The sequence below is a fragment of the Ferrovibrio sp. GW821-FHT12F09 genome, from assembly GCF_058806775.1.
The window spans coordinates 950,111-974,529 of sequence record NZ_JBXAPZ010000002.1 but is presented as its reverse complement, the minus strand read 5'-3'; the positions used below and the strand labels follow the sequence as shown (position 1 = coordinate 974,529).

At 63.4% G+C, this 24,419-nt stretch carries 22 protein-coding genes and 1 tRNA gene; 18 read left to right on the top strand and 5 right to left on the bottom strand.

Translation table 11 applies throughout. The features are described 5' to 3' along the window. Positions 1-39: 39 nt before the first annotated feature. Positions 40-420 carry a hypothetical protein gene (locus AC1ROB_RS17810; RefSeq protein WP_492969774.1) on the top strand — a complete coding sequence of 127 codons (381 nt, stop codon included), beginning with the start codon at positions 40-42 and terminating at the stop codon, positions 418-420. A gap of 16 nt (positions 421-436) precedes the next feature. Here AC1ROB_RS17810 and apbC read toward each other — a convergent pair whose 3' ends face one another. Continuing rightward, complete coding sequence (gene apbC / locus AC1ROB_RS17805; RefSeq protein ID WP_492969775.1) at positions 437-1,630, bottom strand: iron-sulfur cluster carrier protein ApbC; 1,194 nt, start codon at positions 1,628-1,630, stop codon at positions 437-439. A 296-nt stretch (positions 1,631-1,926) separates the two neighbouring features. Between apbC and hflK the strand changes: the two genes are divergently transcribed. Genes hflK through AC1ROB_RS17790 form a run of 3 tightly spaced genes read left to right on the top strand, consistent with a single transcriptional unit; the run spans position 1,927 to position 5,531 of the window. Then, positions 1,927-3,072, top strand: coding sequence for an FtsH protease activity modulator HflK (hflK, locus tag AC1ROB_RS17800; protein ID WP_492969776.1), 1,146 nt, complete (start codon positions 1,927-1,929; stop codon positions 3,070-3,072). An 11-nt stretch (positions 3,073-3,083) separates the two neighbouring features. Further along, positions 3,084-3,974, top strand: coding sequence for a protease modulator HflC (gene hflC / locus AC1ROB_RS17795; protein ID WP_492969777.1), 891 nt, complete (start codon positions 3,084-3,086; stop codon positions 3,972-3,974). A 45-nt stretch (positions 3,975-4,019) separates the two neighbouring features. Continuing rightward, positions 4,020-5,531 carry a DegQ family serine endoprotease gene (locus AC1ROB_RS17790; RefSeq protein WP_492969778.1) on the top strand — a complete coding sequence of 504 codons (1,512 nt, stop codon included), beginning with the start codon at positions 4,020-4,022 and terminating at the stop codon, positions 5,529-5,531. Positions 5,532-5,598: 67 nt separating this feature from the next. Here AC1ROB_RS17790 and AC1ROB_RS17785 read toward each other — a convergent pair whose 3' ends face one another. After that, complete coding sequence (locus tag AC1ROB_RS17785) at positions 5,599-6,219, bottom strand: ATP-dependent Clp protease proteolytic subunit (RefSeq protein WP_492969779.1); 621 nt, start codon at positions 6,217-6,219, stop codon at positions 5,599-5,601. 180 nt (positions 6,220-6,399) lie between these two features. On the opposite strand from AC1ROB_RS17785, the gene AC1ROB_RS17780 reads away from it, so the two are divergent. Then, positions 6,400-7,182, top strand: a complete 783-nt coding sequence (locus AC1ROB_RS17780) for a 3-hydroxybutyrate dehydrogenase (RefSeq protein WP_492969780.1) — start codon at positions 6,400-6,402, stop codon at positions 7,180-7,182. A gap of 130 nt (positions 7,183-7,312) precedes the next feature. Here AC1ROB_RS17780 and serB read toward each other — a convergent pair whose 3' ends face one another. Further along, positions 7,313-8,215 carry a phosphoserine phosphatase SerB gene (serB, locus tag AC1ROB_RS17775; protein ID WP_492969781.1) on the bottom strand — a complete coding sequence of 301 codons (903 nt, stop codon included), beginning with the start codon at positions 8,213-8,215 and terminating at the stop codon, positions 7,313-7,315. 55 nt (positions 8,216-8,270) lie between these two features. Here serB and miaA point away from each other — a divergent pair, with 55 nt between their 5' ends. The 4 genes from miaA to ilvC all read left to right on the top strand — a co-directional run bounded on the left by miaA (position 8,271) and on the right by ilvC (position 12,770). Further along, positions 8,271-9,266, top strand: a complete 996-nt coding sequence (gene miaA, locus AC1ROB_RS17770) for a tRNA (adenosine(37)-N6)-dimethylallyltransferase MiaA (protein WP_492969782.1) — start codon at positions 8,271-8,273, stop codon at positions 9,264-9,266. 84 nt (positions 9,267-9,350) lie between these two features. After that, positions 9,351-11,150, top strand: coding sequence for an acetolactate synthase 3 large subunit (locus AC1ROB_RS17765; protein WP_492969783.1), 1,800 nt, complete (start codon positions 9,351-9,353; stop codon positions 11,148-11,150). A gap of 32 nt (positions 11,151-11,182) precedes the next feature. After that, positions 11,183-11,698 carry an acetolactate synthase small subunit gene (gene ilvN / locus AC1ROB_RS17760; RefSeq protein ID WP_297688666.1) on the top strand — a complete coding sequence of 172 codons (516 nt, stop codon included), beginning with the start codon at positions 11,183-11,185 and terminating at the stop codon, positions 11,696-11,698. Positions 11,699-11,747: 49 nt separating this feature from the next. Continuing rightward, positions 11,748-12,770, top strand: a complete 1,023-nt coding sequence (ilvC, locus tag AC1ROB_RS17755) for a ketol-acid reductoisomerase (RefSeq protein ID WP_492969784.1) — start codon at positions 11,748-11,750, stop codon at positions 12,768-12,770. A 57-nt stretch (positions 12,771-12,827) separates the two neighbouring features. On the opposite strand, the gene AC1ROB_RS17750 is transcribed toward ilvC, so the two are convergent. Next, positions 12,828-13,373, bottom strand: coding sequence for a methylated-DNA--[protein]-cysteine S-methyltransferase (locus tag AC1ROB_RS17750; RefSeq protein WP_492969785.1), 546 nt, complete (start codon positions 13,371-13,373; stop codon positions 12,828-12,830). Positions 13,374-13,702: 329 nt separating this feature from the next. Here AC1ROB_RS17750 and AC1ROB_RS17745 point away from each other — a divergent pair, with 329 nt between their 5' ends. The 7 genes from AC1ROB_RS17745 (at position 13,703) to AC1ROB_RS17715 (ending at position 21,102) form a co-directional block, all read left to right on the top strand. Next, complete coding sequence (locus AC1ROB_RS17745) at positions 13,703-15,259, top strand: 2-isopropylmalate synthase (RefSeq protein WP_492969786.1); 1,557 nt, start codon at positions 13,703-13,705, stop codon at positions 15,257-15,259. A gap of 95 nt (positions 15,260-15,354) precedes the next feature. Continuing rightward, on the top strand, positions 15,355-16,398 hold the full coding sequence (locus AC1ROB_RS17740; RefSeq protein WP_144066920.1) for a rod shape-determining protein: 1,044 nt from the start codon (positions 15,355-15,357) through the stop codon (positions 16,396-16,398). Between the two features lie 40 nt (positions 16,399-16,438). Beyond that, the gene (gene mreC / locus AC1ROB_RS17735) at positions 16,439-17,317 is read left to right on the top strand and encodes a rod shape-determining protein MreC (RefSeq protein WP_492969787.1); all 879 of its coding nucleotides are present in this window, start codon (positions 16,439-16,441) and stop codon (positions 17,315-17,317) included. 9 nt (positions 17,318-17,326) lie between these two features. Further along, positions 17,327-17,848, top strand: a complete 522-nt coding sequence (gene mreD / locus AC1ROB_RS17730; protein ID WP_492969788.1) for a rod shape-determining protein MreD — start codon at positions 17,327-17,329, stop codon at positions 17,846-17,848. A 4-nt stretch (positions 17,849-17,852) separates the two neighbouring features. Further along, positions 17,853-19,760: a penicillin-binding protein 2 gene (gene mrdA / locus AC1ROB_RS17725; protein WP_492969789.1), complete on the top strand. Its 1,908-nt coding sequence runs from the start codon at positions 17,853-17,855 to the stop codon at positions 19,758-19,760. Position 19,761: 1 nt separating this feature from the next. Further along, the gene (gene rodA / locus AC1ROB_RS17720) at positions 19,762-20,904 is read left to right on the top strand and encodes a rod shape-determining protein RodA (RefSeq protein WP_492969790.1); all 1,143 of its coding nucleotides are present in this window, start codon (positions 19,762-19,764) and stop codon (positions 20,902-20,904) included. A gap of 122 nt (positions 20,905-21,026) precedes the next feature. Further along, positions 21,027-21,102, top strand: a tRNA-Lys gene (locus tag AC1ROB_RS17715). A gap of 91 nt (positions 21,103-21,193) precedes the next feature. Here AC1ROB_RS17715 and pgmG read toward each other — a convergent pair. Beyond that, positions 21,194-22,645, bottom strand: a complete 1,452-nt coding sequence (gene pgmG, locus AC1ROB_RS17710; RefSeq protein WP_492969791.1) for a phosphoglucomutase/phosphomannomutase PgmG — start codon at positions 22,643-22,645, stop codon at positions 21,194-21,196. Between the two features lie 348 nt (positions 22,646-22,993). Between pgmG and AC1ROB_RS17705 the strand changes: the two genes are divergently transcribed. Then, positions 22,994-23,674 carry a hypothetical protein gene (locus AC1ROB_RS17705; RefSeq protein ID WP_492969792.1) on the top strand — a complete coding sequence of 227 codons (681 nt, stop codon included), beginning with the start codon at positions 22,994-22,996 and terminating at the stop codon, positions 23,672-23,674. Continuing rightward, positions 23,607-24,419, top strand: coding sequence for a response regulator transcription factor (locus tag AC1ROB_RS17700; protein WP_492969793.1), 813 nt, complete (start codon positions 23,607-23,609; stop codon positions 24,417-24,419). Before AC1ROB_RS17705 ends, AC1ROB_RS17700 begins: the two co-directional genes overlap by 68 nt.

Here is a 24,419-nt window from a genome sequence, read left to right as displayed (position 1 = left end):
CCGGTGCCGTTTTTCTTTGCGGACGACCACAGGGCAATAATGATGATAGGCATTTCGGCGGATACCGGCGGCAGCGCCGCAGCAAGTTTCGAAACCCTGCTGCAGGGAGAAGTCGAGAAGGCGGTCTGGGCCCTGGAAGCGGCCCACAGCAATCCGGCCCATGCCGAGGTGTGCATAGGGCAGATCGCCCGTATCGTCTGCGCCCTGCAGGGCAGCGCCAGCCGTGCCGGCTATCCGCTGGTTGCCGCGTTATGCGACTCCGCCTGCAGCCTTGCCACGACGGACCCCACCGCCGGGCGCGCCCAGCAGCGCGGCCTGCTCGAGCATCTGAATGCCCTGCGTAACATCGTCATTGCCGGCATGCAGGACCGCGGCTACGGCGGCGGCGTCGATCCGTTGATGCGCCCGGCCTGTATCTGAGCCGGGCGGCCCCGATCTACTGGATGGTGATGCGGGGCATCCGGCTGGCCGCCACATCGCGGTCGATTTTCTCGGCCACCTTCGCGGCAATCGCGCGATAGGCCTTCGCTTCCTCACTCTCCGGCATGGACGCCACGATCGGCGTGCCGCCGTCGGAGGTCTCGCGGATCTCGATTTTCAGCGGCAGCTCGCCCAGGAAGTCGCAGCCCAGTTCCTCGGCCGTCTTGCGCGCGCCGCCATGGGCGAAGATGTCGCTGCGGTGGCCGCAATTGGGGCAGCAGAAATAGCTCATATTCTCGACGATACCGAAGACCGGCACATCGACGCGGCGGAACATGTTCAGGCCCTTGCGGGCATCCAGCAGGGCAATGTCCTGCGGGGTCGAAACGATCACCGCGCCGGCCAGCGGTACGCGCTGGGCCATGGTCAGCTGGGCGTCGCCGGTGCCTGGCGGCATGTCGACCACCAGCACGTCCAGCTCGCCCCATTCCACGTCGCGCAGCATCTGTTCCAGCGCGCTCATCACCATCGGCCCGCGCCAGATCATCGGCGTGTCTTCCGGCACCAGGAAACCCATCGACATGCAGGGGATGCCCCAGCCCTGCATCGGGTGCAGACGTTTGCCGTCGGGCGAATAGGGTTTGCCGGTGATGCCCATCATGCGCGGCAGCGAGGGGCCGTAGATATCGGCATCCAGCAAGCCGACCTTCTTGCCGCCCTGCGCCAAGGCCAGAGCCAGGTTGACGGCGGTGGTGGACTTGCCCACGCCGCCCTTGCCGGACGCCACGGCGATGATCGATTTGATGCCGGGAATGGCGGGGCGGGCGGCCACTTCAGGGGCCGCGCCGGGGCGACCGGCGGCCGAAGCTGCACCCTGGGCCGGGCCATGGGAATGACCCGGTCCGTGAGAATGCCCGGCATGGCTGTGGGCCGCCGGCTGGGCGGCAGCGCTTTTGCCCTGGGTTTCGGCGGTCAGGACCACGGTGGCGGAGGTGACGCCGGGCAGGGCGGCGACCGCCTGTTCGGCGGCCCGGCGCAGTGGTTCCTTGCGGGCGGCACCCTGGGCGGGCACTTCCAGGACGAAACCGACATTTCCACCCTTGATCACAAGTCCGGCAACCATGCCGAGCTCGACCACATTCTTGCCATGATCGGTGTCTACCACACCGCCCAGCGCGGCCATGATCTGCGCTTCTGTCACCCCGGTCATGCTTGAAATCCCTGTAAACGTTCCAATATTCTCGATAATCGGCCGCGAAGGCCCAGCTTACGCCACGCGAGTGATATATCGCGGGGGCGGGAGCGGGGCAATTCACCGGCCGGGACGGCAGGCAGGCAAAAGCAGGCAGGCAAAAGCAGGCAGGCAAAAGCAGGCAGGCAAAAGCAGGCAGGCAAAGCAGTCGGACAGCGTTCGCACGCAGTCTGATACAATCACGGGCAGTTAAGCCCGGCAACAACAGCCCCCAATCGCTTTGCGAGACGGTTTCGGCTGAGAAGGACAGTGGGATGCCCTGGAGCAATCAAGGTGGCGGCGGTTGGCAAGGTGGCGGCGGCGGTGGCGGTCGCGGACCTTGGGGACAGGGACCGCGCGGCAATGGCTCGGGCTCCAGTGGCGGCGGCGTGCCGCCCAGCCTGGAAGACATCCTGCGTAAGGGTCAGGACCGCTTCCGCGGCATGCTGCCCGGCGGCGATGTATCGGGTCGTGGCATCCTGCTGCTGATCCTGGTGGCGATTGCCATCTGGCTTGGCACCGGCTTCTACCGCGTCGATACCGACGAGCAGGGTGTGGTGCTGCGCTTCGGCAAGGTCCATGCCGTGACTGAACCCGGCCTGCGCTATCGTCTGCCCTGGCCCATCGATTCCGTCCTGACGCCCAAGGTCACCTCGGTCAACCGCGAAGAAATCGGTTTCCGCTCGCTGGGCGAGTCGCCCACCCGCGGCGCCCAGCAGCGCGATGTGCCGGAAGAAAGCCTGATGCTGACCGGCGACGAGAATATCGTCGACATCGATTTCACCGTGCTGTGGCAGGTGAAGGATGCCGGCCAGTATCTATTCAGCGTGGTCGATCCCGCGCGCACCATCAAGCAGGTGGCGGAAAGCGCCATTCGCGAAGTGGTCGGCAAGAACAATATCCAGTTCATCCTGACCGAAGGCCGCACCAAGATTGCCGACGACACCCGACGGGTCATGCAGGCGATCCTGGATGGCTATGGCGCCGGCGTGGTGGTTACCCAGGTGGCTTTGCAGCGCACCGAGCCGCCGGCTTCGGTGCTGGATGCCTTCCGCGATGTGCAGTCGGCCCAGGCCGATCGCGAGCGCACGCAGAACGAGGCAGAAGCCTACCGTAACGACATCGTGCCGCGTGCCCGCGGCGAGGTGCAGCGCCTGCTGCAGCAGGCCGAGGCCTACAAGCAGGAAACCATCGCCAATGCCCAGGGCGATGCCAGCCGCTTCACACAGGTCTACAACGAATACCGTCTGGCCAAGGACGTCACCACCCGGCGCATGTATCTCGAAACTATGGAAACCATCATGCGCGGCACCAACAAGGTGATCGTCGATGGCAATGGCGCCGGCAGCGGCGTCGTGCCTTACCTGCCGCTACCGGAACTGCAGAAGCGGGCGGCGCCCGCGGCGCAGCCGCAGCGCTGAGGAGAATCCAGATGAACCGCTCTCTCCTCACCATTATCGTCATCGTCGTCGTCGCGGCCGGCTTCCTGCTGCGCGGCGCCCTGTTCACCGTGCATCAGGCCCAGCAGGCCCTGGTGGTGCAGTTCGGCGATCCGCGCCGCGTCATCACCGAACCTGGCCTGCATGCCAAGATTCCGCTGATCCAGGATGTGGTCTATTTCGACAAGCGCATCCTCGGCCTCGATGCGCAGCCGGAAGAAATCCTGACGTCTGACCAGCGCCGCCTGGTGGTCGACAGCTTCGTGCGCTACCGCATCACCAACCCGCTGCTGTTCTATCAGACCGTCCGCAACGAACTGGGCCTGCGTGGCCGTCTGGCGCCGTCTGTCGCCAATGCCTTCCGGGGCGCCTTCGGCCGTCTGGACGCCGCCTCGGTGATCTCGGGCGACCGTCCGTCGGCGATGCAGCAGGTGACCAACACCCTGCAGGAAGACTCCCGGCGCTTAGGCATCGAACTGGTCGATGTGCGCATCAAGCGCGCCGACTTCCCTGATACCATCAGCCAGGCGATCTTCCGCCGTATGCAGACCGAGCGTCAGCGTGAAGCCAACGAGCAGCGCGCAACTGGCTTCGAACTGGCCGAGCGTATCCGCTCGGAAGCGGAACGCCAGCGCACCGTGCTGATCGCCGACGCCCGCCGGCGTTCGGAAATCCTGCGCGGCGAAGGCGATGCCGAACGCACCAAGATCTTTGCCGAAGCCGCCAACAAGGATCCGGAGTTCTACAACTTCTACCGGTCGCTGCAGGCCTATACCAAGGTTCTGCAACCGAGCGACACCACGATGGTGCTGTCGCCTGACTCCGACTTCTTCCGTTATTTCGAGAACCCGACCGGCGTGCCGCGCCGGGCGCCCCAGCGATAGTCCAGCATGATCGCCGCGCCCGACAGGGCGGCGAGGAGGTTGCCCATGAATGCCATTCTGCCGCGTCGCCTGGTCTCCGCCGGATTGCTGCGCCGTTGCACGGCAGCCGCCGCCGGTCTGGTTGTCACTTTCGCTGTGGGGGCCACGCAGGCGCGCGCACCGGATGGCGATTTCGCCGATCTGGCCGAGAAACTGCTGCCCGCCGTGGTCAATATCTCGACCACGCAGACGGTGCAGAACCGTGGCGCCATGCCGGAAGGCTTGCCGCAATTCCCGCCGGGCTCGCCGTTTGAGGATTTCTTCAAGGAATTCTTCGACCGCCAGCAGCGCGGCGAGGGCAACCGGCCGCCGCGTCAGGTGTCGTCGCTGGGCTCGGGTTTCATCGTCGATGCCCGCGGCTATGTGGTGACCAACAATCACGTGATCGCCGATGCCGACCAGGTGCGCGTCATCCTGCATGACAACACCGAACTGGAAGCCAAGATCGTCGGCCGCGATCCGGAAGTGGATATCGCGGTGCTGAAGGTCGAGCCCAAGGGCCGCACGCTCACGGCTGTCCCGTGGGGCGACTCGGAGAAAATCCGCGTCGGCCAGTGGACGCTCGCCATCGGCAATCCCTTCGGCTTGGGCGGCACCGTCACCGCCGGTATCATCTCGGCGCGCGGCCGTGACATCAATGCCGGTCGCTACGACGATTTCATCCAGACCGATGCCTCGATCAACAAGGGCAACTCCGGTGGTCCGCTGTTCGACAAGGAAGGCAATGTCATCGGCATCAACACCGCGATCTTCTCGCAGTCGGGCGGCTCGATCGGCATCGGCTTTGCCGTGCCGGCCAATCTCGCCCGTCCGGTGGTACAGCAGCTGATCGAGTTCGGCCGCACCAAGCGCGGCTGGCTCGGCGTGCAGATCCAGTCGGTCACCGACGAGATGGTGGAAGCGCTGGGCCTGCAGCAGGCGCGCGGCGCCCTGGTCGCCAAGGTGGTGCCCGGCGGCCCGGCCCAGAAGGCCGGCATCGATTCAGGCGATGTGATCGTCAGCTTCGACGGCAAGGCGATTGCCAGCACCAATGCGCTGACCCGCAGCGTCGCCGAGACGCCGGTGGGCAAGGCGGTGAATGTCGAGTTCATCCGCAAGGGCAAGAAGCAGACGGTGAAGGCGACGCTAGGCGAGCTGGAAGCCGCCATGGCCTCGGCCAAGCAGGAGAGCAGCCAGAAGACCGATGGCGCCCGACCCAAGGCCGGCCGCAACGAGACCGAGCTGGCCGATCTGGGCGTGCGCGTTGCGCCGCTGTCGAAGGAACTGCGCCAGAAGCACGACATCAAGGATGACGTGAAGGGCGTGGTGATCACCGATGTGGAGCCCGATGGCCCGGCCGCCAAGCGTGACGTGCGCGTTGGCGACGTCATCATCGAGATGGCGCAGTCGGAAATCCGCAATACCGACGATGCGGTGGAAATGCTCAAGGCGCTGAAGGATGCCAAGCGCAAGGTGGCGCTGCTGCAGATCCAGCGTTCGGGCGAGCCGCGCTTCGTGCCGGTGCCGCTCAAATCGTAAGCGGCGGTTCAAGCCAATAAAAAAGGCCGGCTTAAAGCCGGCCTTTTTCGTGTCCGGTGCGAACCGGTTATTCGATCTCGCGGGCGTTCTGCACGACCTTGCCGACCAGGCCATATTCCACCGCCTGTTCTGCGCTCATCCAGTAATCGCGATCGGTGTCCTTCTCCACGCGCTCCAGCGTCTGGCCGGTCTCGCGGGCGAAGATCTCGTTCAGCCGCTTGCGCATGCGGATGATTTCCTTGGCCTGGATGGCGACATCCGAGGCCGTGCCGCCGGCGCCGCCGGACGGCTGATGCAGCAGGAAGCGGGTGTTGGGCAGGCTGAAGCGGTTCTCGCGCTTGGCGGCGGCATAGATCAGCGCGCCGGCCGAAGCGACCCAGCCGGTGCCGACCACGCGCACATCGGGCTTCACGAACTTGATCATGTCATAGATCGTGTCGCCGGATTCGACGTGGCCGCCCTGGCTGTTGATGAAGATGGTGATCGGTTCATCGCCGGCCGACTGCAGGGCCAGCAGGCGGGCCGAGACTTCCTTGGCGATCTTCTGGTCGATGCCGCCGTAGATCAGGATGGTGCGCGCCTTGAACAGCCGCTCCTCGATGCCCGGCGTCTTGTCCTTGGCCTTTTCCTTCTCGTCGTCGCCGTTCTTTTCCGGCTCGTCGTCCAGATGGGTAATGCGGTTCAGCATGTGGGAAATGCTCCTGAAACGGCCTTGAAAACGTCTGTCTCTGGTATCCCACGGGGCCGGGGGAGGGTGCAAGGCTCAGGGCCCCGCCAGCCCTGCCGGGTGGGCTGCCGCTAGGCAGAAGCCGGCGTTTTCCGCTAGGCTTCTGCCATACCGAACAGAGGCTTTAAGAAAGGTCGCCCCATGCTGAAAGGCAAGTCCGCCGTCGTCACCGGTTCCACCAGCGGCATCGGACTGGGTATCGCCCGGGCCCTGGCGGCCCAGGGCGCCAACATCATGCTGAACGGCTTTGGCGACGCCGCCGAGATCGAAAGGCTGCGCGCCGGTCTGGCATCGGAATTCGGCGTCAAGGTGGTCTATGACGGCGCCGACATGAGCAAGGGCGAGGCAATCGCCGCCTTCATCAAGAAGGCCGAAGCCGAGTTGGGCGGCATCGATATCCTGGTCAACAATGCCGGCATCCAGTTCGTGTCGCCGGTGGATGAATTCCCCGATGCGAAATGGGATGCGATCCAGAGCATCAATCTCAGTTCCAGCTATCACTGCATCAAGGCGGCGCTGCCCGGCATGAAGAAAAAGGGCTGGGGCCGTATCGTCAATATCGCCTCGGCCCATGGCCTGGTGGCCTCGCCGTTCAAGTCGGCCTATGTGGCGGCCAAGCATGGCCAGGTCGGCCTGACCAAGGCGGTGGCGCTGGAAGTGGCCGAGGCCGGCATCACGGTGAATGCGATCTGTCCGGGCTATGTGCGCACGCCGCTGGTGGAAAACCAGATCGACGACCAAGCCAAGGCCCATAACATGCCGCGCGACAAGGTGATCCGCGAGGTGATCCTGGCGGTACAGCCGACCAAGCGGTTCGTCGAGATCGAGGAAGTGGCGGCTACCGCCATCTTCCTGTGCAGCGACGGCGCCAAGTCGATCACCGGCACGTCCATCGCGATTGATGGTGGCTGGACGGCGCGGTGAAGATCGCACGTACTACCAGACAAGTGTCATGGCCAGGCTTGTCCTGGCCATCCACGTTTCTGGGCATTGCAAATATTGGAAAGTAAGGCGTGGATGGCCGGATCAAGTCCGGCCATGACACACGGGGGCGTCAGCCGCGCCCGAAAATCTCGTCGGCGCGATAGCCCTGCAGATACAGCAGTGCCGTCAGATCGCCATGGCGGATGTTGATCTTCGACGCCTGCTGCACCGCCGGCTTGGCGTGATAGGCGACGCCCATGCCCGAGGCTCCCAGCATGGCGAGGTCGTTGGCGCCATCGCCCACCGTGATGCAGTCGGCCGGCGTGATGCCGCGCGCCTTGGCCACACGCTGCAGGGCCTCCAGTTTGGCTTCCTTGCCCAGGATCGGCTCGGCCACACCGGCGATCTTCTCGTCTTCGATGAGCAGGCGGTTGGCCTGCTGTTCGTCGAAGCCGAGCTGTTCGGCGATCCGCTGGGTGTAATGATCAAATCCGCCTGAGACCAGCGCAGTATGCACGCCATGCTGCTTCAGCGTGTTGAGCAGCACCTGTGCGCCCGGCATCAGTTTGATGCGGCCGGCGGCCTCGTCCAGCAGGGTCGCGGGCTGGCCTTTCAGCAGGGCAACGCGCTCGCGCAGGGCAGCGAAGAAATCCAGCTCGCCGTTCATGGCGCGGCGGGTGATATCGGCGACCTTCTCGCCGATATCGGCAAGATAGGCGATCTCGTCCAGCATCTCGTTGCGGATGATGGTCGACTCCATATCGGCCACCAGCGCCTTCTTGCGGCGGGTGTCGGCCGTCTGCAGCACCACCACATCGACCGGCGCATTGCGCAGGGCCACCTTGGCGACCTTTTCCGCTTCGGCGGCATCGACGCCATCGAAGGGAATGTCGCAGGCAATGCCCTGATCGAGCCAGTCGACCGGACCGACCTTGCCGCGGGCCAGCGCCAGCGCATCGCGCACGGCATTGGTAGCGCGCGGCGTCAGCACGGCATTGTGGGGGGCGGCGATCAGGGTGAGAATGTTTTGCATCCACCTGTTCTAGGACTGTAGAAGAGGCGGCGCAACTCGGATGCCGCCAGTAACCATGCCCGCGACAGAACCTGAGACAAACCTTAACACTGCCCCGATCCTGGTGCTGGCCGGTCCGACCGCCAGCGGCAAGTCGGCGCTGGGCATTGCCCTGGCGCAGCGGTTCAACGGCACCGTCATCAATGCCGACAGCATGCAGGTCTATCGCGATCTGCGCATCCTGACCGCGCGCCCAACCGACGATGAAATGGCGCAGGCGCCACATCGCCTGTATGGCGTGCTGGATGGTGCCGAGCATGGCACGGCGGCGCGCTGGGTTGAACTGGCGAAGGCCGCCATCGCCGAGACCATTCACGCGGGTCGCCTGCCGATCCTGCTGGGCGGCACTGGCATGTATCTGCGCAGCCTCTTCGAGGGCCTGGCCGAGATTCCCGCGATTCCGGCCGATGTGCGCGCGGCAGCGCGGCTGCGGCTGGAGCGCCATGGTGCGGACGCCCTGCATGCGGTTCTGCGCGGCGAAGATCCGGTCACGGCGGCGCAGGTGAAGCCGGGCGACAGCCAGCGCCTGGTGCGAGCCTGGGAGGTGCTGCAGACCACCGGCCGCGGCCTGGCTGCCTGGCAGGCCGAAAGCGTTGCTCCGCCCCTGTCCAATCCGGTCTTCCGCCTGCTGCTGCAGCCACCGCGACCGGCGCTGTATGCCCGGATCGACCGGCGTTTTGACGGCATGCTCAAGGCGGGTGCTCTTGAGGAGGTGCGGGCGGTGCTGGCGCGGGCGGATATCCCCATCGATGCCCCGATGCGCAAGGCCCATGGACTTCCCGAATTGTTCCAATATCTTAAGGGGCAGATCGGGCTGGATGAGGCGGCCCGTATCGGCCAGCTCAACACCCGCCACTACGCCAAGCGGCAGACCACCTGGTTCCGACACCAGTTCGTTCCGGACCTGGTTGTGGAAAACGATCTCAGCCAGCAAGAAAATTTCAACCCAGAGGCGGAAATCTTTCCATTCATTGTGAGATACCTATTGACCGTGCGCGGAGCGGCCGTTTAGGTTGGCGCCGATTTTGACGGCCGGGGCGGCGTGTTCCGGCCGATTTTCGTCTAAAAGGGCTGATCGCCCAAAGGATTGAGTGTCATGTCTACCGCAGCGCAGGCTGCGCCGACCCTGCCAAACCAGCAGATGAGCGGCGCCGAAATGCTGATCAAGGCCCTGATCGACCAGGGTGTTGAGGTCGTCTTCGGGTATCCGGGCGGCGCGGTACTCCCGATTTATGACGCGCTGTTCAAGCAGAATGCCATCCGCCACATCCTGGTGCGCCACGAGCAGGGGGCCGTCCATGCCGCCGAAGGCTATGCCCGCTCGACCGGCAAGCCCGGCGTGGTGCTTGTCACCTCCGGTCCCGGCGCCACCAATGCCGTCACCGGCCTGACCGATGCCCTGCTGGATTCCATCCCCGTCATCTGCCTGACCGGCCAGGTCGCCACCCATCTGGTGGGCACCGACGCCTTCCAGGAATGCGACACCACCGGCATTACCCGGCCCTGCACCAAGCACAACTATCTCGTCAAAAACGTGGATGATCTCTCCCGCGTCGTCCATGAGGCCTTCTATGTCGCCACCAACGGCCGTCCGGGCCCAGTGGTGATCGATCTGCCCAAGGACGTGCAGGTGGCCCAGGGCACCTACACCGCCAAGGACAATATACGCCACAAGACCTACCGCCCGCGCGTGGAAGGCGAGGCCTCGCTGATCAAGGATGCCGTGGCGCTGATGGCCGCGGCCGAGCGTCCGGTCTTCTATACCGGTGGCGGCATCATCAATGCCGGCCCGAAGGCGTCGGAACTGCTGCACGAGCTGGTGAAGCTGACCGGCTTCCCCATCACCAATACGCTGATGGGGCTTGGCGGCTACCCGGCCACCGACAAGCAGTTCCTCGGCATGCTGGGCATGCATGGCACCTGGGAAGCCAATCATGCGATGCATGATTGCGACGTGATGATCAATATCGGCGCGCGTTTCGACGACCGCATCACCGGCCGGCTGAATGCTTTCTCGCCGGGCTCGAAGAAGATCCATGTCGATATCGATCCGTCGTCGCACAACAAGACCGTGCGCTGCGACCTCAATATCGTCGGCGATGCCTGCAAGGTGCTGGAACAGCTGATCGCCGCCTGGAAACAGGGCGGCCACAAGCCGAACCAGAAGGCACTGGACAAATGGTGGGCGCAGATCGACCAGTGGCGCGCCCGCGACAGCCTGAGCTACAAGAAGGACCCCAAGATCATCAAGCCGCAGCTCGCCATCGAGCGGCTGTATGAGCTGACCAAGGATCAGGACACCTTCATCACCACCGAAGTGGGCCAGCACCAGATGTGGGCGGCCCAGCATTACAAGTTCAACAAGCCGAACCGCTGGATGACCTCGGGCGGCCTGGGCACCATGGGCTACGGCCTGCCGGCCGCCATCGGCGTGCAGCTCGGTCATCCGGGCAAGCTGGTGGTGGATATTGCCGGCGAGGCCTCGATCCTGATGAACATCCAGGAGCTGGGCACCGCGGCGCAGTTCCGCCTGCCGGTGAAGGTGTTCATTCTCAATAACGAATACATGGGCATGGTGCGCCAGTGGCAGCAGCTGCTGCATGGCGGGCGTTACTCGCAGAGCTATTCGGAATCGCTGCCCGATTTCGTCAAGCTGGCGGAAGCCTTCCATTGCCGCGGCCTGCGGGTTACCGATCCGGCCGATCTCGACGGTGTCATCAAGGAAATGATTGCCATCGATGGTCCGGTGGTGGTGGATGTCGCTGTCGACAAGGCGGAGAACTGCTTCCCCATGGTGCCCTCGGGCGCGGCCCATAACGAGATGATCCTGGCCGACGACAAGCCGAAGGATCCGAAGAATGCCAGCGTCAGTGAAGAAGGCATGGCCCTCGTCTGAGGCCGGCCATACAGCACAGAAGAAATCCGATCATGTCCGCGCCGCAGCAGCCGATCCAGTCCCATATCCTGTCCGTCCTCGTCGATAACGAGCCCGGCATCCTGGCTCGCGTGGTCGGGCTGTTCTCGGGCCGAGGCTACAATATCGAAAGCCTGACCGTGGCTGAGGTCTCGGATGCCGCGCATCTCTCGCGCATCACAGTGGTCACCTCTGGCCCGGCCAATGTGATCGAGCAGATCAAGGCTCAGCTCGGCCGTCTGGTGCCGGTGCATAATGTGCATGACCTGACCGTCGAAGGCCCGCATATTGCGCGCGAACTGGCGCTGATCAAGGTTGCCGGCACCGGCGAGAAGCGCGTGGAAAGCCTGCGTATTGCCGATATCTTCCGCGCCCGCGCCGTCGACAGCACGATCGAATCCTTCGTCTTCGAGCTGACCGGCGCGCCGGAAAAGATCACCGCTTTCGTCGAGTTGATGAAGCCGCTCGGTCTGGTCGATGTGTCGCGCACTGGTGTCGTGGCGATCAGCCGCGGCCCGAAGCCGCTTTAATTCTGAACCCGAACACGAAAACAACGACGCTTTTTGAGGAGAGACTGAGATGCGCGTTTACTACGACCGCGATGCGGACCTGAACCTGATCAAGGGCAAGAAGGTTGTCATCGTCGGCTATGGCAGCCAGGGCCATGCCCATGCGATGAACCTGAAGGACAGCGGCGTGAAGAACATCGCCGTCGCGCTCCGCAAGGGTTCGGCCGGCACCAAGAAGGCCGAAGAGGCCGGTTTCAAGGTGATGACCCCGGCCGAGGCCGCCAAGTGGGCCGATGTCGTCATGGTGCTGACCCCCGATGAGGGCCAGTCTGACCTGTGGACCAACGACCTGCGCGACAACATGAAGGAAGGCGCCGCCCTTGCCTTCGCGCATGGCCTGAACATCCACTTCAACCTGATCGAGCCGCGCAAGGATCTCGATGTCTTCATGATCGCACCGAAGGGCCCGGGCCACACCGTGCGTTCGGAATACCTGAAGGGCGGCGGCGTGCCGTCGCTGGTTGCCGTGCACCAGAATGCCTCGGGCAACGCCCTGGAAATCGCGCTCTCGTACGCTTCGGCCAATGGCGGCGGCAAGGCCGGCATCATCGAGACCACCTTCCAGGAAGAATGCGAAACCGATCTGTTCGGCGAGCAGGTCGTGCTTTGCGGCGGCCTGGTCGAGCTGATCAAGGCCGGTTACGAGACCCTGGTGGAAGCCGGTTACGCCCCGGAAATGGCCTATTTCGAGTGCCTGCATGAAGTGAAGCTGATCGTGGACCTGATCTACGAAGGCGGCATCGCCAACATGAACTACTCGATCTCGAACACCGCCGAATACGGTGAATACGTCACCGGTCCACGCATCGTTACCGCCGAGACCAAGGCTGAGATGAAGCGTGTGCTGGAAGACATCCAGTCCGGCCGCTTCACCCGCAACTGGATGCTGGAAAACAAGGTCAACCAGACTTCGTTCAAGGCGACCCGTGCGGCGCTGGCCAAGCACCCGATCGAGGAAGTGGGCGCCAAGCTGCGCGCCATGATGCCCTGGATCGCCAAAAACAAGCTGGTCGACAAGGCTCGCAGCAACTAAGCGATTCCATATCGCAGACGATGCGGCCGGCGGTTCATCACCGTCGGCCGTTTTTGTTTATGCCATTTTCAGCACCACGACGCCTTCATGGGCCAGCAGCCAGCGTTTGCGCTCCAGGCCGCCGCCATACTTGATGAGCGATCCGTTGGCGCCGACCAGGCGATGGCAGGGCACGACCACGCTCAGCGGATTGGCGCCATTGGCCGCTCCGACCGCGCGTATAGCCTTGGGCATGCCGAGCTTCGCCGCCAATGCGCCATAGGTCAGCGTCCTGCCCGCCGGAATCTTGCGCAGCGCCGCCCAGACCCGGCGCTGGAAATCCGTGCCGGCCGTGCGACAGGCGATATCATTGATCCGAGTCAGTTCGCCGGCGAAATAGCCGTCCACAGACTGCCGCAGGGTTTTGGGCGACCGGGCAGTGTCGATGCTCGTCCCAGTGTCGTAATGCAGCCGCAGCAGCTTCAGCAGGCGCGCCTCGTGATCGCTCCAGTCCAGCGCACGCAGAAAGCCCGCCGCATCGGTGACCAGCAGCGCGGTGCCGATGGGGGTGGCCAGCCGGTCGATCAGTAGGCGGTCGGGTGGGGGCGAGGAGGGCTTTGCCATGGCGGGATTATCGGCCGGCGAGCGGCATCTGTCGGGTGTCTGGCGGCCGCTTTTTAAGATTTCTGGGGCGGACACAATTTCACCGTGTTTTCAGTCTATTAACCTGTTTGGTCGGTATTTCCGTCAAATTCATCCCTTTTTAAGCCTGGTATCGGAGAGTAGCCGCGCAAGTCCATGAAGGCCTTTGACTTTTCGGCCTTTGCCCGGACCCCGCCGGAGCGTGTAGACTATGGTTAAAGCACGGAAACCACGGCAAGAATCGCGTCGCGCCGGCCTTTTGGGGTCTGGTCGGCGTGAGACCGCCGTCTATGGGCGAGAAGGGGTCTGACATGGCGGCGACCGGCAGCGCGCGCGAGCGCGTCATCATCTTCGACACCACGCTCCGCGATGGCGAGCAGTCGCCCGGCGCGTCCATGAATCTGGAAGAGAAGCTCAAGATCGCCTCCGTGCTGGAAGGCATGGGCGTCGATGTCATCGAGGCCGGCTTCCCGATCGCTTCCAACGGCGACTTCGAAGCCGTGAATGAAATCGCCAAGCGCGTCGTCAACTCCACCATCTGCGGTCTCTCCCGCGCCGGCAAGAAAGATATCGACCGCGCCTGGGAGGCGCTGCGTCCGGCCAAGCGCGCGCGCATCCATACCTTCATCTCCACCTCGCCGCTGCATATGAAGTTCAAGCTGCAGATGGAGCCCCAGGCGGTGCATCAGGCCGTGATCGACAGCGTTTCTCATGCGCGCAACCTCTGCGACGACGTGGAGTGGAGCTGCGAGGACGGCACGCGGTCGGATCGCGATTTCCTGTGCCGCGTGATCGAGAGCGCCATCAAGGCTGGCGCCACCACCATCAACGTGCCCGACACCGTAGGCTACACCGTGCCGGAAGAGTACACGGCGCTGATGCGCTTCCTGATTGAAAACATCCCGAACAGCGATAAAGCCAGGTTTTCCGCGCATTGCCACAACGATCTCGGTCTGGCGGTTGCCAACTCGCTGGCTGCCGTCATGGGCGGCGCGCGTCAGGTGGAATGCACGATCAACGGCCTGGGCGAACGCGCCGGCAATGCCGCGCTGGAAGAAATTGTCATGGCGCTACGCACGCGGCCCGATGCCATGCAATTCGAAACCAACATCAAGACCACCGATATCATGAAGGCCTCGCGGCTTGTTTCTGCCGTGACGGGCTTCGTCGTGCAACCGAACAAGGCCATCGTCGGCGCCAATGCTTTCGCGCATGAGAGCGGGATCCATCAGGACGGCATGCTGAAGCATGCCGGCACCTACGAGATCATGACGCCGGAATCGGTTGGCCTGAACCGCTCGACCCTGGTAATGGGCAAGCATTCTGGCCGCCATGCCTTCCGCAAGAAACTGGAAGAGCTCGGCTTCAATCTGGCAGAGAACCAGCTCAACGACGCCTTTGGCCGCTTCAAGGATCTGGCCGACCGCAAGAAAGAGGTCTTCGACGAGGACCTTGTCGCTCTGGTCGACGATACCGTGGCTCATGACAGTCATCGCATCCGCTTCGTCTCGCTGCAGGTGATTGCCGGCTCCAAAGAGCCGCAGAGTGCCCAACTGGAGCTGGAGATCGATGGTGCGGTCAAATCGGTCAAAGCGACGGGTAACGGACCGGTTGATTCGATTTTCAATGCAATCAAGGCCCTGTTCCCCCATCAGGTCAATCTGCAGCTGTACCAGGTCCATGCCGTGACCCAGGGCACCGATGCCCAGGCCGAGGTGACCGTGCGGCTGGAAGAGGGCGGTAAGACCGTGAACGGGCAGGCTTCTGACGCCGATACGCTGGTCGCCAGCTGCCGGGCTTATATTCATGCGCTCAACAAGCTGCTGGTGAAGCGGGAGAAGACCGCCCCGGCTGCCATGAGTGCCTGATTTTCGTGGGGTAAAAATAGGGGGGCTGGGGGTTGCGCTGTTCCGGTCCCAAAGGCGATAACGGCGCGATATTCCGCTGGTGAGGGTGCTTCTCGATGTTCTCGCGTTTGATGGGTTTCATGTCGGCCGATATGGCCATTGATCTGGGCACGGCCAATACGCTGGTCTACGTCAAGGGTCGAGGGATCGTGCTGAATGAACCCTCCGTGGTGGCAATCGCCAATAATCGTGGCAAAAAGCAGGTTCTGGCTGTCGGTGACGAGGCCAAGCAGATGCTGGGCCGTACGCCGGGCAATATCGAAGCCATTCGTCCGCTACGCGATGGCGTGATCGCCGATTTCGAAGTGGCGGAGGAAATGATCAAGCATTTCATCCGCAAGGTTCACAACCGCCGCAGCTTCGCCTCGCCGCAGGTCATTATCTGCGTGCCGTCGGGGTCCACCGCGGTCGAACGTCGCGCCATCATGGACTCGGCCGAGTCCGCCGGTTCGCGCCGCGTCTTCCTGATTGAAGAGCCTATGGCCGCCGCGATTGGCGCCGGCCTGCCGGTCACCGAGCCGACCGGCTCGATGGTGGTTGATATCGGCGGCGGCACCACTGAGGTGGCCGTGCTCTCGCTCGGCGGCATCGTCTATTCGCGCAGCGTGCGCGTCGGCGGCGACAAGATGGACGAGGCGATCATCGCCTATATCCGGCGCAATCATAACCTGCTGGTGGGCGAGGCCTCGGCCGAGCGCATCAAGAAGCAGATCGGCTCGGCCGCGCCGCCGGAAGACGGCAACGGTCTCTCGATGGAGATCAAGGGCCGCGATCTGATGAACGGCGTGCCGAAGGAACTGGTGATCAACCAGCGCCAGATCGCCGAAAGCCTGGCCGAACCGGTCGGTGCCATCGTCGAGGCCGTCAAGGTCGCGCTGGAACACACCGCGCCGGAACTGGCTGCCGATATCGTCGACAAGGGCATCGTGCTCACCGGCGGCGGCGCGCTGCTCGGCAATCTGGACCTCGTGCTGCGCCATGCTACCGGCCTGCCGGTGTCGATCGCTGACGAGCCGCTCAGCTGCGTGGCGCTGGGCACCGGCCGCGCGCTGGAAGAAATGAAGACGCTGAAGCACGTTCTGTACAACCCGCCGTACTGAACGGCGGGCGGGCAACGTCTAACGGGGTAGACGGAGGCACATGGCAAGACGGTCTGGACGCAGTGCTTGGGTTGCAGCGCCGTTCCGCGCGCTGCTGCAGCGCTTTGCGTTTCTGCTCCTGCTCGCCACGGCTGTCGGCCTTATCCTGTTGAGCCGCGTCGACCGTCCGGTGGTCGAGCGCCTGCGCACCGTCGGCGCGGATATCGTGGAGCCGGTGCTGAGCGCCGTGGCGCAGCCGGTCAGCGCCGTCAACGCCGTGATCGGCTGGGCCGACGACATCCTCTTCGTCCATGACGAGAATTTCCGCCTGCGCACCGAAAATGCCCGCCTGCTGCAATGGCAGGAAGTGGCGCGCCGGCTGGAACAGGACAATGCCGCGCTGCGCCGTCTGCTGTCGGCGGGACCGGATCTCAGCCACACCTATGTCAGCGGCCGGGTCATCGCCGATGGCGGCGGTTCCTTCGTGCGGACCGCCCTGCTCAATGTCGGCACCAAGGATGGCATCAAGAAGGGCCAGGCCGTGATTGGCGAGGGCGGCTATGTCGGCCGCGTTGCCGAAGTCGGTGTGCGTGCCGCCCGCATCCTGCTGGTCACCGACCTGAATTCGCGCCTGCCGGTCATGTTGCAGGATGGCGGCCATCGCGCCGTGCTGACGGGCGACAACTCGCCACAGCCGCGTCTGGAATACCTCTCCGGCGCAGCCAAGCCGGCCATCGGCATGCATATCGTCACCTCGGGCGATGGCGGCCAGTTCCCGGCCGGCATTCCGGTGGGCGAGATCGTCGCCATCGACGGCGTCATCCGCGTGCGGCCCGTCGTCGATCTCGGGCGTCTGGACTTCCTGCGCGTGATGCAGTTCGACGAGACCCGTGTCGAGGCGGAAGATCCGTCGGCGCCATCTCCGCCGCTGAAGCGATAGGCCGCGGCCATGTCTGCGCTGCTTCGCCAGACCAGCCGCCGCCTCCGCGCGCTGCTGCCGATCCTGAGCAGCATTGCGCTGGTGCTGATCGGCCTGCTGCCGCTCGGCTTGCCGCATTTCGATACCGTGGCACCATCCTTTGCCCTGATGGCGGTCTTCTACTGGAGCATTTTCCGCTCCGATCTCATGACCATGGTCGGCGCCTTCCTGATCGGATTGCTGCTTGATCTCCTCAGTGCCGGCCCGCTTGGCCTGAATGCCCTGACCCTGGTCATCATCCATGAACTTGGCGTGTCGCAGCGTCGGGTATTCCTGGGCTCGTCCTTTTTCGTCAACTGGACGGCTTTCGCCCTGGTGGTGGGTGCCGTGGTGCCCCTGAGCTGGGCACTGGTGTCGCTGTTGCATTGGCGGCTGCTGCCCACCGCGCCGGTGCTGGCCCAGGTGGTGCTGTCGCTGGGTCTGTATCCGGGCATCTACTGGGCGCTGAGCCGCTTGGAGCGCCGCTGGCTCCGCAGCTCCGTGACGGTTTAACGGGATGAACCGGCGCGATAACGATCTGCAGCGGGTGTTTACCCGGCGCGCCCTGCTGCTGGGCACGGCGCAGCTGGCATTGTTCGGGACGCTGGCGGCGCGGCTGTATTACCTGCAGGTGCTGGAATCCGACAAATATGCCCTGCTGGCCGATGAAAATCGCATCAATATGCGTTTGCTGTCGCCGCGACGCGGCCGCGTGGTGGACCGCAATGGCCATGAGCTGGCGTCCAACCGCCGCAACTATCGCGTCCTCATCGTCGCCGAGCAGACACGGAATGTGGATGGCACGCTGGAGGCCCTGTCGAAGCTGATTCAGGTCGACGACAACCAGCGTGCGCGGGTGAAGCGCGAGATCGAGCGGCGTCGCAAATTCGTGCCCGTTGTGGTGGCCGAGAATCTGTCCTGGGACGACTTTGCCAAGGTGAACCTGCATTCACCCGACCTGCCCGGTGTGCAGCTCGACGTGGGCGAGACGCGCGATTACCCCTATGGCCCGTTGTTCAGCCATGTGGTCGGTTATGTCGGTGCTGTGGCGGAGAATGAACTGGGTGACGATCCGCTGCTGGAACTGCCGGGTTTCCGCATCGGCAAGAGCGGCGTGGAGAAGATCTACGACGAACGCCTGCGCGGGCGTGCCGGGCACAGCCAGATCGAGGTCAATGCCTATGGCCGCGGCATCCGCGAGCTGCAGCGTTATAACGGCCAGCCCGGCGACGATATCGTTCTGACCATCGATGCCGACCTGCAGCGGTTTGCGCAGGAGCGCTTCGGCGAGGAGAGCGGCGCCGGCGCGGTGATCGATATCCATACCGGCGAAATCCTCAGCCTGGTGTCTAATCCGGGCTACGACCCGAACTGGTTCAATGTCGGCATCACGCCGTCGCAATGGCGCCAGCTCAACGGCGACAAATACAAGCCGCTGATCAACAAGGCGATCCAGGGTACATATCCGCCGGGCTCGACATTCAAGATGCTGGTCGGTTTGGCGGCCCTGGAAACCGGGAATATCACACCGGATACCCGGGTCTTTTGCCAGGGCCATATGGAATTCGGCAATAACGTCTTCCATTGCTGGAAGAAGGGCGGCCATGGCAGCATGAACTTCGTCGCCGCCCTGGAAGAAAGCTGCGACGTCTTCTTCTATGAAGCGGCGCGCCGCACCGGCGTGGACAAAATCGCCGAGATGGCCAAGCGGCTGGGCCTGGGTGAATTTACCGGCATCGACCTGACCGGCGAACGGCGCGGCCTGATCCCGACCAAATCCTGGAAGCAGGCGGTGCTAGGGCAGCCATGGCACCAGGGCGAAAACCTCAATACCGGTATCGGCCAGGGCTATGTCACCACCACGCCGTTGCAGTTGGCCGTGATGGCCGCGCGGCTGGCCAATGGCGGTTATGCGGTGCAGCCGCGCATCGTGCGGCAGGACGAGGCTTACGGGCCGGCCACCGACAAGCGACCGGCCTCGCAGCGCTGGCCCCATACCGGCATCAAGCGCGAGCAGCTGGACCTGGCGCTGGAAGGCATGATTCGCGTGACTACGCCACCCCGCGGCACGGCGCATCGCGCCCGCATCACCATTCCGGAATTTGCCATGGCCGGCAAGACCGGCTCCAGTCAGGTGCGCCGCATCAGTCGTCTGGAGCGTGAGACGCGCGTACGCAAGAACGAGGAAAAGCCGTGGGAGGAGCGCGATCACGCGCTGTTCGTTGCCTTCGCACCGGTCAGCGCGCCGCGCTATGCCTGCGCCGTGGTGGTGGAGCATGGCGGTTCCGGTTCGGGCGCTGCAGCGCCGATCGCCCGCGACATCATGCTGGAGGTGCAAAAGCTGGACCCGTCACGCAAGGGTCGACCTGCCCCTGGTCCCAATACGGCTGCGACGCCGTCCGCAGCGCCCAGGGAAGGCGGCTGACATGGCTCATTGGTCCAGTCGCGGCAATGATCTGAGCTTCGGGCGCAAGCTGCGCGATGTGAACTGGGGCCTGGTGCTGCTGATCACCCTGATCGCCAGCGTCGGCTTTGCGACGCTCTATTCCGCCGGCGGTGGCGATATCGATCCCTGGGCGGACCGGCAGATGGCCCGTTTTGCCGTCGGCCTGGTCATCATGGTGGCGATCGCCACCACCGACATCCGGATCTGGATGCGGTTTTCCTACCTGATTTTTGCTGTTGGCCTGGTGCTGCTGATCGCGGTTGAGCTGTTCGGCCGCATCGGCATGGGTGCGCAGCGCTGGCTCGACCTCGGGGTCATCCATATCCAGCCCTCGGAAATCATGAAGATCTCGCTGGTGCTGACCCTGGCGCGCTATTTCCACGGCCTGTCGTATGAAGAGGTCGGGCAGATTCGCTGGCTGGTGCTACCGCTGGCCGTCGTTCTGGTGCCGGTGATTCTGGTGATCAAGCAGCCTGATCTCGGTACGGCCATGCTCTTGCTGGCATCGTCGGGGGCGGTGTTCTTCTTTGCCGGTGTACGGGCATGGAAATTCATCCTGGTGATCGTGGGCGGCGGCAGTGCGCTGCCGGTGCTGTGGAATTTCCTGCACGATTATCAGAAGAAGCGTGTGTTCACCTTCATGAACCCCGAACAGGACCCCCTCGGCGCCGGCTATCACATCCTGCAGTCGAAGATTGCACTGGGCTCGGGCGGGTTTGCCGGCAAAGGCTTCCTGCAGGGAACCCAGAGTCATCTGAGTTTCCTGCCCGAGAAGCAGACCGACTTCATCTTCACCATGCTGGCGGAAGAACATGGCCTGATTGGCGCGCTGGTATTGATTGTGCTTTATATCCTGCTGATCGCCTATGGCTATGCGATTGCGCTGCGGGCGCGCAGCCAGTTCGGCCGCCTGCTGGCCGGCGGCATCACCACCATGCTGTTCCTTTATGTCTTCATCAATATCGCCATGGTCTCGGGCCTGGTGCCGGTGGTCGGTGTTCCGCTGCCTCTGGTTTCCTATGGCGGGACAGCGATGATGACGCTGCTGGTCGGTATCGGGCTGTTGATCAATTGCTATGTTCACCGCGACGTGGAAATCCCACGTCATATGAGCGGGCTGTAGGCGTCGGGCGAGTCCGAATCGGGCCGATTTAAGTCTTTGTCCGAACTGGTAAAAATCGCCGGGACGAAGGCCTTGCAATTCCGGCGAATCCGGGTATTTTCCCCCAGCTTTTGACGACCACTGGGCGCATAGCTCAGTTGGTAGAGCAGCTGACTCTTAATCAGCGGGTCCCAGGTTCGAGCCCTGGTGCGCCCACCATTCTCCGGAATGGCTTCTCGGTGGTTCTTGAAGGCAAACTGAAAAGGCCCGGAGTGATCCGGGCCTTTTTCGTTTCGGGCTGTCCTGCGGTCTATGCCGCCGGACGATGGCCTTCGTGTTGCGTCTTGTGAGATTGCGGACGATGGCTGTTCCCCAAGGCACCCGCAATGACACCGTCATCGACGCCGCCAGCCGTCAGTTGCTCGCCGAGCGCCTGTTTCAGGCGATCAAGACCTGCCGTATCGCCAGATTCGCAGCGACCGACCAGTACATTCTGGGTGTTGGAAGCGCGTAGCAGCCACCAGCCATCATCGGTCTGCACCCGCACGCCATCAATGTCGTTGACCTTGGCGCCGGCCCTGGCCAGACGCTCCTTGACCCGGTCGATGATGGCGAATTTCTCTTCCTCACGAACTTCGATGCGCAGTTCCGGCGTATTCACTGTCTTGGGCAGGCGGTCATGCATCTCGGCCAGGCTGCGCGGGCTGCGCGATACGATATTCAGCAGGCGGATCGCGGCATACAGGGCATCGTCATAGCCGAAATAGCGGTCGGCAAAGAAGATATGACCGCTCATCTCGCCGGCCAGCAGGGCGCCGGTCTCGCGCATCTTGGCCTTGATCAGCGAGTGGCCGGTCTTCCACATCAGTGGCTTGCCGCCCAGCCGTTCGATGGTATCGAACAGCGTCTGGCTGGTTTTTACATCGGCAATGATGGTGGCGCCGGGATTCTTGCGTAGCACCTCTTCCGACCAGAGCATCATAAGCTGGTCGCCCCAAAGAACATGACCGGCATTGTCGATCACGCCCAGGCGGTCGCCATCGCCATCGAAAGCAATCCCGAGGTCGCAATTGTTGTCTTTCACGGCTATGCGCAGCTGTTCCAGCGTTTCGGGCAAAGTGGGGTCCGGGTGATGATTGGGGAATGTGCCATCGACATCGCCGTTCAGCACGACATGACGGCCGGGCAGGGCGCGCACGATCCGCTCGACGATCGGGCAAGCAGCCCCATTGCCGGGATCCCAGGCGATCGACAGCGGTTTCGCCAGCTCGGCATCGCGCAGCAGCCGCATGGCATAGGCGCCAGCTACCGTACGACGCAGGGTATGGCCATTGCCTTCCGCGAAACTACCCTTGGCGATGATGTCGCCGATGGCCTGAATTTCCTCTCCGTAGATGGTCTTGCCGCCAATAGAGAGTTTGAAGCCGTTATAGTCAGGAGGGTTGTGCGATCCGGTGATCATCGCGCCGGCATCGGCCTGCAGGTGACGTTCGGCAAAATACAGCATCGGAGTCGGCCCGAGGCCAACACGCAGGACATCGATACCGGCCTGTTTCAGGCCTTTGCCAAAGGCGCGCATGATCTGCGGCGAACTGAGCCGGCCATCGCGGCACAGCGCGACGCTGCGCCCGTTGCGACGGCGCACCAGGGTGCCAAAAGCGCGGCCCAGCAATTGCGCCGTCGGCAGGGTCAGGGTCGAGCCAACGATGCCGCGGATATCGTATTCGCGCAGGATGCCGCGGTGGAATTCAGTCTTGCTCATCGTGATCTCCTCTATCGTACTGTCACCGTTGCCGGCTGATTTGATGGAATGATGGAGATTGCGACGCCTTGCGTGTGTGGCAATGGCGTGGTCAACAGCGGATCAGGATGCAATGTCACATGCGGTGTGACTTTTCTGTGGCCCGGCCACAGAAGCGCCTCTGTTTGCTTGAAGAGAGGGCAACGCTCCATATTATTGCCCCATTGATCGCCATCGATAGGGGTGTTCACTCCCGCCGCAATTATTGTGTGGCTTCGGTGCGATCTTTTTGCTGTTCGAGCGTTTGGCTCTGGCTGACGGGCTGCAAGCCCGGCGGCAACAGTCCCTGGGGGAAACACGAGAAGGCCGGTGACCCGGGGTTTCCCCGCGTTCCCGGAACGATTTTTTGCGCGCCGGACCGGGCATGACGCCTGTTCGACGTCAAAGGTTGCTGTTTCCGGTGATGTTCTTGTGCAGGGGCCGATGATGAAGGGGATGATCCCATGGTGTCTTGCCAGTGCCTGTCTGGTGTTGCTGGGCGGCTGCGAGGCGCGCCAGTGGCCGGCAGACAGCAGCGGCGCGCGCCCGGATTTTTCCTGGTCCGCCCCCCGTCCTGCGCAGCAGCCTCTCCGCAATGTCTCTCCGCCGCCGAAGCCGTCCGTGGCAAGCCAGCCTCCTGTCCCCGCAGTCCCGCAGGCGCGGCCCACGCCGGTTTCTGCCCCGGCGACCGCTGTACCGCCTTCCACGGCGATCCCTGCGGTGGCGCCTGCCGGCACCACACTCGATGGCAAGGCCGGCCTCAATCTAGTGGGCCTGGATACGACACAGGCTCGCCAGATGCTGGGCGCGCCGGCCGAGGAAGAGCAACGCCCGCCGGCTCGTGTCTGGCGCTACCGCTACCCCCAATGCACCCTCGACGTCTCTTTCTATCCCGACGTTCAGACCCGGGTGTTTCGTGTTCTCAGCTATGAGGTGAATGGCCATGACGGCACTGAACAGGGAAGACGCAATTGCAGCGCCGATCTGCGATCCCGCACCGGCAGCAAATGAGCTCGCCCAGCAGGGTGATGGCGCACGCATCGTTCTGGTCGACGACGATGACGACTTTCGAGAGGCCATCGGCGGTGAGCTGAGGGATCTTGGCTTCAACGTCGTGGATTTCCGCGACGGTGCCGGCATGTTCGAATACTTCGCCAGTGGCAAGACCAGCGATGTTCTGGTGCTGGACTGGCGTATGCCGGGCGTCACCGGGCTGGAACTGCTCGGGCAGGCGCGGCGACGCGGTATCAATGTACCGGTGATCTTCCTCACCGGCATGCTGGCAGCGACCTATGAAAATGCCGCGCTGGAAAACGGAGCGATGGACTTTGTCAACAAATCGCGTGGCGCAGCAATCCTGGCCAAGCGCGTGAACCTGATCGTTCGTGCCGGCAAGATTCCGGCCGAACAGCGGCAGGAGGAAAATATCGAATGCGGCGCGCTCACTTTGCGTCCGCAGATCAGTCGGGCCTGGTGGCGCGGCACCGATGTCAACCTTACTGTGGTGGAGTTCAATATCGTCCACATGCTGGTCAGAAATGCCGGCGAATATGCAACCTATCGTGCGATTTATGATTGCGTGCACCATGCCGGATTCATCGCCGGCGCGGGGGAAGATGGCTATCGCACCAATGTGCGTTCGTCGATTAAGCGTATTCGCAACAAATTCCGGTCCATCGATGTCGACTTTGCTGAAATCGAGAACTTTCTCGCCTTCGGATACCGCTGGCGCACCATCCCGGCCGAGTCAGCCTGA